Origin of the sequence: Pseudomonas putida (assembly GCF_003228315.1) — a bacterium.
Classification (GTDB): Bacteria; Pseudomonadota; Gammaproteobacteria; order Pseudomonadales; family Pseudomonadaceae; genus Aquipseudomonas; species Aquipseudomonas putida_S.
Genome location: NZ_CP029693.1, coordinates 2727553 through 2742662, shown reverse-complemented (window position 1 = coordinate 2742662; position 15110 = coordinate 2727553). Strand labels below are relative to the sequence as shown.

Below are 15110 nucleotides of genomic sequence, written 5' to 3'. Positions count from 1 at the left end.
CATGGGCATCAAGGTTTTACTGGTCGAGGATGACCGCGCCTTACGCGAAGCATTGGCTGACACGCTGCTGCTCGCCGGCCACGATTACAAGGCTGTCGGGTCGGCGGAGGACGCGCTGATCGCGGTCGAGGCTGAAGCCTTCAATCTGGTGGTGAGCGACGTCAACATGCCGGGCATGGACGGACATCAGCTGCTTGGTTTGCTGCGAGCGCGCCAGCCGCAACTGCCGGTGTTGCTGATGACGGCCCACGGTGCGGTGGAGCGGGCGGTGGATGCGATGCGTCAGGGCGCGGCGGACTATCTGGTCAAGCCGTTCGAGCCCAAGGCCTTGCTCGATCTGGTCGCACGCCATGCCCTGGGAAGCCTCGGCGCCGACAGCGAGGGGCCGGTGGCTTTCGAGCCCGCCAGTGCTCAATTGCTGGAGCTGGCCGCACGGGTGGCCCGCAGTGATTCCACGGTGCTGATTTCCGGCGAGTCCGGGACCGGCAAGGAGGTGCTGGCGCGCTACATTCACCAGCACTCCCATCGCGCCAGCCAGCCGTTCATTGCAATCAACTGTGCGGCGATCCCGGACAACATGCTCGAAGCCACCCTGTTCGGCCATGAAAAGGGCTCGTTCACCGGCGCTATCGCCGCGCAAGCCGGCAAGTTCGAGCAGGCCGACGGCGGCACTATCCTGCTCGACGAAATTTCCGAAATGCCCCTGAGCCTGCAAGCCAAATTGCTTCGGGTTCTGCAGGAGCGCGAGGTCGAGCGGGTAGGGGCACGCAAGCCGATCACCCTGGACATTCGTGTGGTGGCGACCACCAACCGTGACCTTGCCGGCGAAGTGGCGGCGGGGCGTTTTCGTGAAGACCTTTACTATCGTTTGTCGGTATTTCCACTGGCGTGGCGACCGCTGCGCGAGCGCACCGCCGATATCCTGCCGCTGGCCGAGCGCCTGCTGGCCAAGCACGTCAATAAAATGAAGCACGCCGCCGCCCGATTGTCGCCGCAAGCGCAGGCCTGTCTGGTCGCTTATCCGTGGCCGGGCAATGTGCGCGAGCTGGACAACGCGATTCAGCGCGCGTTGATCCTGCAGCAGGGTGGCCTGATTCAACCCCAGGATTTCTGCCTCGCCGGCCCGGTTGCCTGTGCGCCATTGCCGGTATCCGCACCCGCTACCGCGCCTGTACGCCCGGTGGAGGTCGAAGCCGAATCGGCCGGAGCGCTGGGTGACGACCTGCGTCGCCGCGAATTCCAGATGATCATCGACACCCTGCGCACCGAGCGCGGCCGCCGCAAGGAAGCCGCCGAGCGCCTGGGCATCAGCCCGCGCACCCTGCGCTACAAGCTGGCGCAGATGCGCGACGCCGGCATGGACGTGGAAGCCTACCTGTTCGCCACCTGATCCCGATCCCCCTGTAGGAGCGAGCCCTGCTCGCGATGGTCGTCAACGATGACGCGGGAAAACAGGGTTTACGCGGTGTCCTTGAGTCCATCGCGAGCAGGCTCGCTCATACAGGGAGCGAGATAGTCCAAACGTTTGTAAGGCTTTTCTGAAAGGTGTCCGCGAGCTGGCACCCTTGTTGCTAACACCTCAGTACCCGCCGAGTGAGCGTCAAAAAATTGCGGGCCGCCAATGAGAGTAGATCATGAGCCAAGGTATTGAATTCAATCGGTTGATGCTGGACATGCGTGCCATGCAAATGGATGCCATGTCCGCGCCGAAATCGACTGCCGCCGTCCCTGAACTGAGTGGCAGCAGCTTTTCCGACATGCTCGGTCAGGCCGTCAATAAAGTGAACGATACCCAGCAGGCGTCCACTCAGCTGGCCAATGCCTTCGAGATCGGCAAGAGCGGCGTCGACCTGACGGACGTGATGATTTCCTCGCAGAAGGCCAGCGTGTCGTTCCAGGCATTGACCCAGGTGCGCAACAAGCTGGTTCAGGCCTACCAAGACATCATGCAGATGCCGGTTTAAGGACGAGATTGAGTCATGGCAGAAGCAGTCGCCGATAACGTTCCGGCCAAGGCCGCGCCGACAGAGGGCAAACCGCCGCTGTTCGGGTTGTCTTTCCTGGAAAACCTTTCCGAAATGACCATGCTGCGTCAGGTCGGCCTGCTGGTTGGCCTGGCCGCGAGCGTGGCGATTGGTTTTGCCGTGGTGTTGTGGTCCCAGCAGCCGGATTACCGTCCGCTGTACGGCAGCCTTGCCGGCATGGACACCAAGCAGGTCATGGACACCCTGGCCGCCGCCGATATTCCCTACAACGTCGAACCCAATTCCGGTGCCTTGCTGGTCAAGGCCGATGACCTGTCCCGTGCGCGCCTGAAACTGGCGGCCGCTGGTGTCACTCCCAGCGACGGCAACGTCGGTTTCGAGATCCTCGATAAGGAGCAGGGCCTGGGCACCAGCCAGTTCATGGAAGCGACCCGTTATCGTCGCGGCCTGGAAGGCGAACTGGCGCGCACCATCTCCAGCCTGAACAACGTCAAGGGTGCCCGCGTGCACCTGGCGATTCCGAAGAGTTCGGTGTTCGTGCGCGACGAGCGCAAGCCGAGTGCTTCGGTATTGGTTGAACTGTATTCCGGTCGCTCGCTGGAGCCGGGCCAGGTCGTGGCCATCATTAACCTGGTGGCGACCAGCGTTCCCGAGCTGAGCAAGTCGCAAATCACCGTGGTCGACCAGAAGGGCAACCTGCTGTCCGACCAGGCGGAAAACTCCGAACTGACCATGGCCGGCAAGCAATTCGATTACAGCCGCCGCATGGAAAGCATGCTCACCCAGCGTGTGCACAACATCCTCGAGCCGGTGCTGGGCAATGATCGCTACAAGGCTGAGGTCTCGGCCGATGTGGACTTCAGCGCCGTCGAGTCGACCTCCGAGCAGTTCAACCCGGATCAGCCGGCCCTGCGCAGCGAGCAGTCGGTCAACGAACAACGGACCGCGAGTAATGGTCCGCAAGGTGTACCGGGTGCCCTCAGCAACCAGCCACCGTCGCCGGCTTCCGCGCCGCAAACCACCGGCGGTACGCCTGGAGCGGCGGGCATGGTGCAGCCAGGCCAGCCGCTGGTCGATGCCAACGGCCAGCAAATCATGGACCCGGCCACCGGCCAGCCGATGTTGGCGCCGTACCCGGCGGACAAGCGTCAGCAATCGACCAAGAACTTCGAACTCGACCGTTCCATCAGCCACACCAAGCAGCAGCAGGGTCGCCTGAATCGCCTGTCGGTGTCGGTAGTGGTGGACGATCAGGTCAAGGTCAACCCGGCCAACGGCGAGACCACTCGTGCGCCATGGAGCGCCGATGAATTGGCACGCTTTACCCGTCTGGTGCAGGACGCGGTCGGTTTCGACGCCAGCCGTGGCGACAGCGTGAGCGTGATCAACATGCCGTTCTCGGCCGATCGCGGCGAAGTGATTGCCGACATTCCGTTCTATTCCCAGCCGTGGTTCTGGGACATCGTCAAGCAAGTGCTGGGTGTCCTGTTCATTCTGGTACTGGTGTTCGGTGTGCTGCGTCCGGTGCTCAACAACATCACCGGCGGCGGCAAAGGCAAGCAACTGGCCGGCATCGGCAGCGACGTCGAGCTGGGTGGCATGGGCGGTCTGGATGGCGAACTGGCCAACGATCGTGTCAGCCTCGGCGGTCCGACCAGCATCCTGCTGCCGAGCCCGAGTGAGGGCTATGATGCCCAACTGAACGCAATCAAGAGTCTGGTGGCAGAAGACCCGGGTCGTGTGGCTCAGGTCGTGAAAGAGTGGATTAACGCAGATGAGTGATAACCGAGCCGTTGCCGCCAAACTGACCAAGGTCGACAAAGCCGCGATCCTGCTGCTGTCCCTGGGTTCTACCGACGCCGCCCAGGTGCTGCGCCACATGGGGCCCAAAGAGGTCCAGCGTGTGGGTGTGGCCATGGCCCAGATGGGCAACGTACACCGCGAGCAGGTCGAGCAGGTCATGAGCGAGTTCGTCGACATCGTCGGCGATCAGACCAGCCTGGGCGTCGGCTCCGACGACTACGTGCGCAAGATGCTCACCCAGGCCCTGGGCGAGGACAAGGCCAACGGCCTGATCGATCGCATCCTGCTCGGTGGCAACACCAGCGGCCTGGACAGCCTGAAATGGATGGAACCGCGCGCCGTCGCCGACGTGATCCGTTACGAGCACCCGCAGATCCAGGCGATCGTGGTGGCGTATCTCGATCCGGATCAGGCCGGTGAAGTGCTCGGCAACTTTGACCATAAGGTGCGCCTGGACATCATCCTGCGGGTGTCCTCGCTCAACACCGTGCAGCCGGCGGCCCTGAAGGAACTCAACCAGATTCTCGAGAAGCAGTTCTCCGGCAACTCGAATGCCTCGCGCACCACCCTGGGTGGCATCAAGCGTGCGGCCGACATCATGAACTTCCTCGACAGCTCGATCGAAGGCCAGCTCATGGACTCGATCCGCGAAGTCGACGAAGACCTGTCCGGTCAGATCGAAGACCTCATGTTCGTGTTCAACAACCTGGCCGATGTCGACGACCGCGGGATCCAGGCGTTGCTGCGCGAAGTGTCCTCCGACGTGCTGGTGCTGGCCCTCAAGGGGTCGGACGAGAACGTCAAGGAGAAGATCTTCAAGAACATGTCCAAGCGTGCCGCCGAACTGCTGCGCGACGACCTCGAAGCCAAGGGCCCGGTGCGCGTCAGCGACGTGGAGACCGCGCAGAAGGAAATCCTCACCATCGCCCGTCGTATGGCCGAAGCCGGAGAAATCGTGCTCGGTGGCAAAGGCGGCGAGGAAATGATCTAACACCATGGCCAAGCATGACGATTCACCCACTGACCTGATCCGGGCCAGGGATGTCAGTGGTTTCGATACCTGGGCGCTGCCCAGCTTCGACCCGCCGGAACCCGAGCCGGAACCTGAGCCCGAACCGCCGGAAATCGAGGAAGTGCCGCTGGAAGAAGTCCAGCCGCTGACCCTCGAAGAACTCGAAAGCATTCGTCAGGAGGCCTACAACGAAGGCTTCGCGGTCGGCGAGCGTGAAGGTTTCCACAGCACCACGCTCAAGGTCCGTCAGGAAGCGGAAGCCGCGCTGGCACCCAAGCTCGCCGGGCTGGAGCAACTGATGGCGCACCTGTTCGAGCCCATCGCCGAACAGGACACCCTGATTGAAAAATCCCTGGTCGACCTGGTGCAGCACATCACCCGCCAGGTGATCCAGCGCGAACTGGCCATCGATTCGAGCCAGATCGAGCACGTCATGCGCGAAGCCCTCAAGCTCCTGCCGCTGGGCGTGGACAACGTGCGGCTGTACATCAATCCGCAGGATTTCGCCCAGGTCAAAGCCCTGCGCGAGCGCCATGAAGAAACCTGGCGCATCGTCGAGGACGAGTCGCTATTGCCCGGCGGTTGCCGGGTCGAGACCGAGCACAGCCGGATCGATGCCACCGTGGAAACCCGGGTCGTGCGGGTGATGGACAAGTTGTTCGACCAACTCCACGAACAGGCCCTGCACCCTGCCGAGGCCGACGTGACCCTGGACCTGCCGATCGACAGCAAGCCTGCGGCGGCGGACATTCCCGATGCGCCTTGAACGCACCAGTTTCGCCAAGCGCCTGGGCAGCTATGCCGAGGCCACGCAACTGGCAGGCGCGCCGATCCTCGAAGGCCGCCTGCTGCGCATGGTCGGCCTGACCCTCGAAGCCGAAGGCTTGCGCGCCGCCATGGGCAGCCGCTGCATGGTCATCAACGACGACAGTTATCACCCGGTGCAGGTCGAAGCCGAAGTCATGGGCTTCTCCGGCAGCAAAGTGTTCCTGATGCCGGTCGGCAGCGTGGCCGGTATCGCCCCCGGCGCTCGCGTGGTGCCGCTGATGGAAAGCGGGCGCCTGCCGATGGGCATGAGCATGCTCGGGCGGGTGCTCGATGGCGCCGGTCGCGCGCTCGATGGCAAGGGCGGGATGAAGGCCGAGGACTGGGTGCCGATGGACGGCCCGACCATCAACCCGCTCAAGCGCGAGCCGATCAGCGAGCCGCTGGACGTGGGGATCCGCAGTATCAACGGCATGTTGACGGTCGGTCGCGGCCAGCGACTCGGCCTGTTCGCCGGTACCGGTGTGGGTAAATCCGTGTTGCTGGGCATGATGACCCGCTTCACCGAGGCCGACATCATCGTCGTCGGGCTGATCGGCGAGCGGGGTCGTGAGGTTAAAGAATTCATCGAGCACATCCTCGGTGAAGAAGGGCTCAAGCGTTCGGTGGTGGTGGCGTCGCCAGCGGACGATGCGCCGCTGATGCGCCTGCGTGCGGCCATGTATTGCACGCGCATCGCCGAATATTTCCGCGACAAGGGCAAGAATGTCCTGTTGCTGATGGATTCCCTGACCCGTTTCGCCCAGGCCCAGCGGGAAATCGCCCTGGCCATCGGCGAACCGCCAGCGACCAAGGGTTATCCGCCGTCGGTGTTCGCCAAATTGCCGAAACTGGTGGAGCGGGCCGGTAACGCCGAGAAGGGCGGCGGTTCGATCACCGCGTTCTATACGGTGCTGTCTGAAGGCGATGACCAACAGGACCCGATTGCCGACTCCGCGCGAGGCGTGCTCGACGGGCACATCGTGCTGTCGCGGCGGCTGGCCGAGGAAGGCCACTACCCGGCCATCGATATCGAGGCGTCCATCAGCCGGGTCATGCCGGCGGTGGTGTCGCCGGAGCACATGACCCGGGCGCAGTACTTCAAGCAACTGTGGTCGCGCTATCAACAGAGCCGGGACCTGATCAGCGTCGGTGCCTACGTGGCCGGCGGCGATCGCGAAACCGACCTGGCGATTTCCCTGCAACCGCAACTGGTCAAATACCTGCGCCAGGGGCTCAATGACAGCATCAGCCTGGGCGAAAGCGAAGCCTATCTGGCGTCGATCTTCGCGCCGGCGGCGGGCGGTTAACCGCTCATGGCCCAGACTCGCGCAGGGCGCCTGGCTCCCGTGGTGGAAATGGCCGAAAAGGCCGAGAAAACCGCGGTCCAGCGCCTGGGGCATTTTCAGGGGCAGGTGCGGCTGGCCGAGAGCAAGCTGGCTGACCTTGAAGCCTTTCGCCTCGATTATCAGGAACAGTGGATCGTGCGCGGCAGCGGTGGTGTGTCGGGGCAGTGGCTGCTGGGTTATCAAGGCTTTCTGGCGCAACTGGGCACCGCCATCGATCAACAGCGTCAGAGCCTGGCCTGGCACCAGAACAACCTGAACAAGGCGCGGGAAACCTGGCAACAGGCGTTCGCCCGGGTCGAGGGTTTGCGCAAGCTGGTGCAGCGTTACGCGGATGAGGCGCGGGCGATTGAGGACAAGCGGGAGCAGAAGTTGCTGGATGAGTTGTCCCAGCGGTTGCCTCGGCAGGAACAATATTGAATCCGCGTAATCGTTCATCGCGGGCAAGCCTTGCTCCTACAGGTTCGCGTCGAGCCTCTGTAGGAGCAAGGCTTGCCCGCGATAGCGATTCGCCAGACGCCGCAATGTCCAGCCTTGCCGCAACCTTTACCAAATGCTACACCTTGTACAAGAAGGTTCACCAATGACAAGGAAGCCATGAAATGTCAGTCATTACCGAAGTTTCCCCCGATGGCCAAAAACTGACGATCTCGGTCAAGGGACGATTCGATTTCGCCAAACATCAGGAATTTCGCGAATCCTACGAGAGCCGGGATCTGGCCGCCGTCGTGATCGACTTGAAAGAGGCGACCTACCTGGACAGCTCCGCGCTGGGCATGTTGCTGCTGTTGCGTGACCATGCCGGTGGCGACGATTCCAATATTCGCGTGGTCAACAGCAGCTCAGACGTGCGAAAAATTCTCGCGATCTCCAATTTCGACAAACTGTTCGACATCAGTTGAACGCCGTGCAGCCTGCACACGAATCGCTGACGATACTGATCGCCGAAGACAGCGCGGCCGATCGCATGCTGCTGTCGAGCATCGTCCGGCGTCAGGGCCATCAAGTGCTGACGGCGGCCAACGGTGCCGAAGCGGTCGAAGCCTTTCGCCAGCAGCGTCCGCAGCTGGTGCTGATGGACGCGATGATGCCAGTGATGGATGGCTTCGAAGCGGCCCGGCAGATCAAGGAACTGGCCGGTGAAACCCTGGTGCCAATCATCTTCCTCACCTCGTTGTCCGAAAGCGAAGCCCTGGCCCGCTGCCTGGAGGTCGGGGGTGACGATTTTCTGGCGAAACCCTACAACCAGGTGATCCTCGCCGCCAAGATCAAGGCGATGGATCGCCTGCGACGGCTGCAGGCGACGGTATTGCAGCAGCGCGACCAGATTGCCCGGCATCACGACTATCTGCTCAACGAGCAGCGGGTGGCCAAGGCGGTGTTCGACAAGGTGGCCCATTCCGGCTGCCTGAATGCTCCCAACATCCGCTATCTGCAATCCCCTTACGCGCTGTTCAACGGTGATTTGTTGCTGGCGGCGTTCACTCCCTCTGGCGACATGCATGTGCTGCTGGGCGATTTCACCGGCCACGGCTTGCCGGCGGCGGTCGGCGCGATGCCGCTGGCCGAAGTGTTTTATGGCATGACCGCCAAGGGCTACGGCTTGCCGGAAACCCTGCGCGAGATGAATGCCAAGCTCAAACGCATCCTGCCGGTGGACATGTTCTGTTGTGCCACGCTGTTGAACCTGAGTTTTCAACGACGTTCGGTGGAGGTCTGGAATGGCGGCATGCCCGATGGTTACCTGCACAGCATTGCCACGGGTGAGCGCACGCCGTTGAAAGCCCGGCATTTGCCGCTGGGTGTGTTGAGCCCGCAAACCTTCGATGACCGCACCGAAGTCTTCCCGATGGCGCTCGATGACCGGGTATTCCTGTTGTCCGACGGGGTGATCGATACCTGCGACGCCAACGATCAGTTGTTTGGCGTGGAGCGCTTGCAGCAGGTGTTTGCGGCCAATCGCCAACCCGATGCACTGTTCGAGGAGATCGAGCAGGCGCTGCGGGATTTTCGCGGCGAAACCCGGGACGATGTCAGCATGGTTGAAATCAGCCTGCTGGATCCGGCCCTGCTCAGCCCGCCGGCCCCGATCTATTCCGACAGCGGCCAGTCCTGTCCGCTGGACTGGTCGGTGAGTTTCGAATTTCGCGCCGCGACGCTCAAACGCTTCAATCCACTGCCGTACCTGTTGCAACTGTTGCTTGAGGTGCACGGCCTGCGGGCGCAGAGCGGGGCGCTGTACAGCGTGCTTGCCGAGTTGTATTCCAACGCCCTGGAGCACGGCGTGTTGGGGCTGGACTCAAGCCTCAAGCGCGATGTCAGCGGGTTTGCCCGTTATTACCAGGAGCGCAATGCGCGCCTGGAAGCACTTGAAGATGGTTACGTGCGGGTCCATCTGCAGGTCTCGCCCCGGGGCGAGGGTGGTTGCCTGGTGATTCGCGTCGAGGACAGCGGCAAGGGTTTTGATGTCGAACGAGTGATGCAACGTCCGGTGGACCCTGTCCGTTTGTCGGGACGTGGCGTCAGTCTGATCCGTCAGTTGGGGCGTAATGCCGGTTGGTCCGACGATGGTCGCAGTGCCCGCGTGGAGTTTTTCTGGGAGGCTCTGGCATAATCCGCGCATTCTTGATCAAGGAGTGAGCAAGTGGCTGACATACATTTAGATCCGGACGTGCTAAGCGCGTTGCGTGACGTCATGGAGGATGAGTTCTCGACATTGATCGATACCTTCCTCGCGGACTCCGAACAACGGTTGCGGCAATTGACTGTGGCTGTCGACGCCACGCAATTGTTTGAAGCCGCCCACAGCTTCAAGGGCAGCAGCAGCAACATGGGGGCGATTCGCCTCGCCGGGCTGTGCCATGACCTTGAGCACAGGGCAAAAGAACGCAACCTGTCAGGCGTGGAGTCGCTGGTTGCCGAAATCGCCCGGGAGTTCGCGTTTATCCGTCCTCTGTATGAGCAGGAGCAACAGCGTTCGCCCTCTGCCATTGCGACCGTTCGGCCTTATTGAATGCGATAAGGCAAAACTGGCGCGACCTTTGCAGTCAAGTCTCCCAACTGTACCTACGATCCCAGTGCAGCGGAGACCGTTAAATGCCCGTTACCCCCAATATTCTTCTTCAGGCCGCCGCGCAGGCCAAGACTCAAGCCGCAAGTGCCAATTCTGTGGCACAGGCCGCCGAGCCCGGGGACAAGGGTTCCAGCTTCGCTCAGGTGTACGCCAAACAGGCGTCGAACAAGCCTGCTCCTGCGGCAGACGGTTCGGCCAAACCAGCGCGTGACAAGGTGGCGGACAGCGCCGGCAAGAAGGATGCTGTCAATGACAAGCCTGCCGCCGACGAGCCGGTGGTTGCCGATAGCGGCAAATCCTTGCCCGCCGAAAAGCCGGCGCAGTCTGATGACCAGACCGCCAGCGATGAGACGGCCGACGCAGCACAGCCACCCGTAGCCGATACCACGCCGGTTGACCCGACGCTCGACCCTGCGCTGCTGCAGGCCGTGCAGCCGACGGTCACTGTGCCCGCGCCGGTTGTACAGCCGGTAGTCGAACCGCAACAGCCACCGATTCAGGTCGCCGCTGCCACCGCGGTACCAGCGCAGGCGGTTGCCGCCGCCGACACCGATTTCGATCCCGAAGCCGATCCACTCGACGCACTGCCCGCCGTCCGTATGGCGATGGAGCAGAGCGGCCATGTATCGGCGTCCAGTCAGGCGCAGCCCAAGGCCGCACCGACACCCGCCCAGGCACAGGCCGACGGCGAGCAGACCTCGGCGCAGAACTTTGCCGCCGGCATGGCCAGCATGCTCGATGTGCAGACCAGCAAGGACAGCACCAGCCAAGGCGGTGACAAGGCCTTCAGCGGCCTGATCGACGACGGTCTCAAGGATTTGAAGTCTGCCAGCAGCGATACCCGTGTCGATGACTTCGCCAACCGTCTGGCGGCGCTCACGCAAGCGGCCACGCCGAAAACCGCCAACGCCATACCGGTCAACCAGCCCATCGCCATGCATCAGAGCGGCTGGACCGAAGAAGTGGTGAACCGGGTCATGTACCTGTCCAGCGCCAATCTCAAGGCGGCGGACATCCAGCTGCAACCGGCTGAGCTGGGGCGCCTGGATATCCGGGTGAACATGGTGCCGGACCAGCAGACTCAGGTGACCTTCATGAGCGCTCATCCCGGCGTTCGCGAAGCCCTCGACGGGCAGATGCATCGCCTGCGTGACATGTTCGCGCAGCAGGGCATGGGGCAGGTGGATGTCAACGTGTCCGACCAGTCCCGGGGTTCGCAGCAAGGGCAAGAACAGGCGCAACAGAGCCAGAGCGGCCGAACCAATGCCAGTGGTGGTCGCCTCGACGCCATGGACGACGAACTCACCCCGGCCATTGCCGAAGTCGCCGCCCCGGTGACCAGCGTGATCGGCACCAGCGCCGTCGACTACTACGCCTGATCCAACTCAAACACTCAGCCACTCTGTAGGAGCGAGCCTGCTCGCGATAGCGGTATATCAGACACCTCATCAGTGCCTGACGGATCGCATCGCGAGCAGGCTCGCTCCTACAGTGGTTTTGTGGCGTTCTCTCCTCCCGATCGTTCTGGCATAACACTTGCTCTTCCCTATCCGTGCGACTGTGAAACCCCGAATAGTGACGGATTATTGGCATGGCGAAGAGCGACGCAGCAGTTAAAGACCCCGCAACCAAAGGCAAACTCAAGCTGATTATCCTGATCGTAGTGGCCCTGCTGCTGGCGATCGGTTTGTCCGTGGGGGCGACCTGGTACTTCATGCACGGCGCTCAGAGCAAGCCGGCCCCGGCCGCCGACGTGGCGCCGGTGGGCAAGCAGCCGGCGATTTTCGAGTCGATGGCACCGGCGTTTGTCGCCAACTACAACCAGAACGGCCGCCAGCGCTACATGCAGGTGAGCATCACCATGCTTGGTCGCAACCAGGCCGATCTGGATGCGCTCAAGGTTCATATGCCGGTGATTCGCAATAACCTGGTGATGCTGTTCTCCGGTCAGGATTTCGCCACGCTCGCATCCCCGGTAGGTCAGGAAATGCTGCGCCAGAAAGCCACGGCCAGCGTCCAGGAAGTGGCGCAGAAAGAACTCGGCAAAGTGGTTGTCGAACAGTTGCTCTTCACTAATTTCGTATTGCAGTAGGTACACGACATGGCCGTGCAGGACCTCCTGTCCCAGGACGAGATCGACGCGCTGTTGCATGGCGTGGACGATGGCCTGGTCCAGACCGATACCGTTGCCGAGCCCGGCAGCGTCAAAAGCTACGACCTGACCAGCCAGGACCGCATCGTCCGCGGACGCATGCCGACCCTGGAGATGATCAACGAACGTTTCGCCCGCTACACGCGTATCAGCATGTTCAACATGCTGCGGCGCTCGGCGGACGTGGCGGTCGGCGGCGTGCAGGTGATGAAGTTCGGCGAATACGTGCACTCGCTGTACGTGCCAACCAGCCTCAACCTGGTCAAGATCAAACCGCTGCGCGGCACCGCGCTGTTCATCCTCGACGCCAAGCTGGTGTTCAAGCTGGTGGACAACTTCTTCGGCGGTGACGGCCGTCACGCGAAGATCGAAGGTCGTGAATTCACCCCGACCGAGTTGCGCGTGGTGCGCATGGTGCTGGAGCAGGCCTTCATCGACTTGAAGGAAGCCTGGCAAGCGATCATGGAAGTGAACTTCGAGTACATCAACTCGGAAGTGAACCCGGCCATGGCCAACATCGTCGGCCCGAGCGAAGCCATCGTGGTGTCGACCTTCCACATCGAACTCGATGGCGGTGGCGGCGACCTGCACGTGACCATGCCGTATTCGATGATCGAGCCGGTGCGCGAAATGCTCGACGCCGGTTTCCAGTCCGACCTCGACGACCAGGACGAGCGCTGGGTCAACGCCCTGCGCCAGGACGTCATGGATGTCGACGTGCCGATTGGCGCCACCGTCGCACGTCGCCAGTTGAAACTGCGCGACATCCTGCATATGCAGCCCGGCGACATCATCCCGGTGGAAATGCCCGAAGACATGATCATGCGCGCCAACGGCGTGCCGGCCTTCAAGGTCAAGATGGGCTCGCACAAGGGCAACCTCGCGTTGCAAGTGATCGAGCCGATCGAGCGCCGTTGAACGGCGCCTCACACATTCGTATTTAACTGACGGCTTCCCCTCCAAAGGTGGCCTGCCGAGGACCCATTGATGACTGACGATATGAACAACGACCAGGCGCTGGCTGACGAGTGGGCTGCGGCCCTGGAAGAATCCGGTGATGGCGGCCAGGCCGACATCGACGCACTGCTGGCGGCCGATGCAGGCATTTCCAGCGGTAACCGCGTGCCCATGGAAGAGTTCGGCAGCGCGCCGAAAAGCAACGAACCGGTGAGCATGGACGGTCCGAACCTGGACGTGATCCTCGACATTCCGGTGTCGATCTCCATGGAAGTGGGCAGCACCGACATCAACATCCGCAACCTGCTGCAACTCAACCAGGGTTCGGTGATCGAGCTTGATCGCCTGGCCGGCGAGCCGCTGGACGTGCTGGTCAACGGCACCCTCATCGCCCACGGCGAAGTGGTGGTGGTCAACGAGAAGTTTGGTATCCGCCTGACGGACGTGATCAGCCCAAGCGAACGCATCAAGAAGCTGCGCTGAGTGAAAAAGCTCCTGGGTGTTCTGTCGGCGCTGGTATTGCCGCTCAGCGTGCTGGCTGCCGAACCTGCTGCAACGACGGCCGCAACGACAGCCGTGACCGCTGCCGCGCCTATGGCCAGCAGTGGCGTGGCCGGGCAATTGACCCAGCTGGTGCTGGGTTTGTTGCTGGTGGTGGGGCTGATCTTCTTCCTCGCCTGGCTGTTGCGTCGGGTCCAGCAGGCGGGACCTGCGGGCAAAGGGCAGGTGATCGAACTGGTCGGCTCCCGTGCGCTCGGCCCGCGCGACCGTCTGGTGCTGGTGCAAGTGGGCAATGAGCAGATTCTGCTCGGCCTGAGCCCTGGTACCATCACCGCGCTGCATGTGCTCAAGGAGCCGGTGCAGGTGCCGGGCAACACCGAGAAAGCCACCCCCGAGTTTGCCCAGCGCCTGATGGAGCTGTTGGGCAAGGATCAGAAGGATAAGAAGTGATGGGTGCGTTACGCATCGTCTTGACGCTGGCCCTGATGCTGGCTGCGCCGCTGGCGTTCGCCGCCGATCCGTTGTCGATTCCGGCCATCACCCTGGGCACCAACGCTCAGGGCGCGCAGGAATATTCGGTCAGCCTGCAAATCCTGCTGATCATGACCGCGCTGAGTTTCATCCCGGCGTTCGTCATGCTGATGACCAGCTTTACCCGGATCATCATCGTCTTCTCGATCCTGCGTCAGGCCCTGGGCCTGCAGCAGACACCGTCGAACCAGATCCTCACGGGCATGGCGCTGTTCCTGACCCTGTTCATCATGGCTCCGGTGTTCGACCGGGTGAACCAGGATGCCTTGCAGCCGTACCTGGCGGAAAAGATGAGCGCCCAGGATGCGGTGGCCAAGGCCCAGGTGCCGATCAAGGACTTCATGCTCGCCCAGACCCGCACCAGCGATCTGGAGCTGTTCATGCGCCTGTCCAAGCGCACCGACATCGCGACCCCCGATCAGGCGCCGCTGACCATTCTGGTACCGGCGTTCGTGACCTCGGAGCTTAAAACCGCGTTCCAGATCGGTTTCATGATCTTCATTCCGTTCCTGATCATCGACCTGGTGGTGGCCAGTATCCTCATGGCGATGGGTATGATGATGTTGTCACCGTTGATCATTTCCCTGCCATTCAAAATCATGCTGTTCGTGCTGGTGGACGGCTGGGCGCTGATCATCGGCACCCTGGCCAGCAGTTTCGGAGGTGTCTCGCCATGACGCCGGAAGTCGCCGTCGACATCTTCCGCGAAGCCTTGTGGCTGACCACCCTGATGGTCGCGGTACTGGTGATCCCGAGCCTGCTGGTGGGCCTGATCGTGGCGATGTTCCAGGCCGCCACGCAGATCAACGAACAGACCCTGAGCTTCCTGCCGCGTCTTTTGGTGATGCTGGTGACCCTGATCGTGGCCGGCCCGTGGCTGGTACAGACTTTCATGGAGTACATCCTGCAGCTGTATCACAGCATTCCGCAGGTCATCGGCTAAACC

The 15110-nt window shown here is 62.2% G+C and carries 17 protein-coding genes; all 17 read left to right on the top strand.

What is annotated here, in order from left to right; translation table 11 throughout:
* Nucleotide 1: 1 nt before the first annotated feature.
* The 17 genes from fleR (at nucleotide 2) to fliQ (ending at nucleotide 15107) form a co-directional block, all read left to right on the top strand.
* Complete coding sequence (gene fleR, locus DKY63_RS12640) at nucleotides 2-1390, top strand: sigma-54-dependent response regulator transcription factor FleR (RefSeq protein WP_110964397.1); 1389 nt, start codon at nucleotides 2-4, stop codon at nucleotides 1388-1390.
* A 244-nt stretch (nucleotides 1391-1634) separates the two neighbouring features.
* The gene (gene fliE, locus DKY63_RS12635; protein ID WP_110964396.1) at nucleotides 1635-1964 is read left to right on the top strand and encodes a flagellar hook-basal body complex protein FliE; all 330 of its coding nucleotides are present in this window, start codon (nucleotides 1635-1637) and stop codon (nucleotides 1962-1964) included.
* 15 nt (nucleotides 1965-1979) lie between these two features.
* Nucleotides 1980-3767: a flagellar basal-body MS-ring/collar protein FliF gene (gene fliF, locus DKY63_RS12630; RefSeq protein ID WP_110964395.1), complete on the top strand. Its 1788-nt coding sequence runs from the start codon at nucleotides 1980-1982 to the stop codon at nucleotides 3765-3767.
* Nucleotides 3760-4779: a flagellar motor switch protein FliG gene (fliG, locus tag DKY63_RS12625; RefSeq protein ID WP_095195723.1), complete on the top strand. Its 1020-nt coding sequence runs from the start codon at nucleotides 3760-3762 to the stop codon at nucleotides 4777-4779. The genes fliF and fliG overlap by 8 nt, the downstream gene beginning before the upstream one ends.
* Nucleotides 4780-4783: 4 nt before the next feature.
* On the top strand, nucleotides 4784-5566 hold the full coding sequence (fliH, locus tag DKY63_RS12620; protein ID WP_110964394.1) for a flagellar assembly protein FliH: 783 nt from the start codon (nucleotides 4784-4786) through the stop codon (nucleotides 5564-5566).
* Complete coding sequence (fliI, locus tag DKY63_RS12615; RefSeq protein ID WP_110964393.1) at nucleotides 5556-6914, top strand: flagellar protein export ATPase FliI; 1359 nt, start codon at nucleotides 5556-5558, stop codon at nucleotides 6912-6914. The genes fliH and fliI overlap by 11 nt, the downstream gene beginning before the upstream one ends.
* A gap of 6 nt (nucleotides 6915-6920) precedes the next feature.
* Nucleotides 6921-7370 carry a flagellar export protein FliJ gene (gene fliJ / locus DKY63_RS12610; RefSeq protein WP_110964392.1) on the top strand — a complete coding sequence of 150 codons (450 nt, stop codon included), beginning with the start codon at nucleotides 6921-6923 and terminating at the stop codon, nucleotides 7368-7370.
* 182 nt (nucleotides 7371-7552) lie between these two features.
* Entirely contained in the window at nucleotides 7553-7852 is a 300-nt protein-coding gene (locus tag DKY63_RS12605) for an STAS domain-containing protein (protein ID WP_110964391.1), read from the top strand.
* A gap of 5 nt (nucleotides 7853-7857) precedes the next feature.
* On the top strand, nucleotides 7858-9564 hold the full coding sequence (locus DKY63_RS12600) for an ATP-binding SpoIIE family protein phosphatase (RefSeq protein WP_110967918.1): 1707 nt from the start codon (nucleotides 7858-7860) through the stop codon (nucleotides 9562-9564).
* A 30-nt stretch (nucleotides 9565-9594) separates the two neighbouring features.
* Nucleotides 9595-9963 carry an Hpt domain-containing protein gene (locus tag DKY63_RS12595; RefSeq protein ID WP_110964390.1) on the top strand — a complete coding sequence of 123 codons (369 nt, stop codon included), beginning with the start codon at nucleotides 9595-9597 and terminating at the stop codon, nucleotides 9961-9963.
* 83 nt (nucleotides 9964-10046) lie between these two features.
* The gene (locus DKY63_RS12590; protein WP_110964389.1) at nucleotides 10047-11402 is read left to right on the top strand and encodes a flagellar hook-length control protein FliK; all 1356 of its coding nucleotides are present in this window, start codon (nucleotides 10047-10049) and stop codon (nucleotides 11400-11402) included.
* Between the two features lie 212 nt (nucleotides 11403-11614).
* Nucleotides 11615-12115, top strand: a complete 501-nt coding sequence (fliL, locus tag DKY63_RS12585) for a flagellar basal body-associated protein FliL (RefSeq protein WP_110964388.1) — start codon at nucleotides 11615-11617, stop codon at nucleotides 12113-12115.
* Nucleotides 12116-12124: 9 nt separating this feature from the next.
* Nucleotides 12125-13093: a flagellar motor switch protein FliM gene (gene fliM / locus DKY63_RS12580; RefSeq protein WP_110964387.1), complete on the top strand. Its 969-nt coding sequence runs from the start codon at nucleotides 12125-12127 to the stop codon at nucleotides 13091-13093.
* Between the two features lie 69 nt (nucleotides 13094-13162).
* Nucleotides 13163-13615 carry a flagellar motor switch protein FliN gene (gene fliN / locus DKY63_RS12575; protein ID WP_110964386.1) on the top strand — a complete coding sequence of 151 codons (453 nt, stop codon included), beginning with the start codon at nucleotides 13163-13165 and terminating at the stop codon, nucleotides 13613-13615.
* Nucleotides 13616-14083, top strand: coding sequence for a flagellar biosynthetic protein FliO (gene fliO, locus DKY63_RS12570; protein WP_110964385.1), 468 nt, complete (start codon nucleotides 13616-13618; stop codon nucleotides 14081-14083). It abuts the gene before it with no gap.
* Nucleotides 14083-14841, top strand: a complete 759-nt coding sequence (gene fliP, locus DKY63_RS12565) for a flagellar type III secretion system pore protein FliP (RefSeq protein WP_110964384.1) — start codon at nucleotides 14083-14085, stop codon at nucleotides 14839-14841. Before fliO ends, fliP begins: the two co-directional genes overlap by 1 nt.
* A complete protein-coding gene (gene fliQ / locus DKY63_RS12560; protein ID WP_110964383.1) occupies nucleotides 14838-15107 on the top strand; it encodes a flagellar biosynthesis protein FliQ in 270 nt (89 codons plus the stop codon). The genes fliP and fliQ overlap by 4 nt, the downstream gene beginning before the upstream one ends.
* Nucleotides 15108-15110 lie beyond the last annotated feature (3 nt).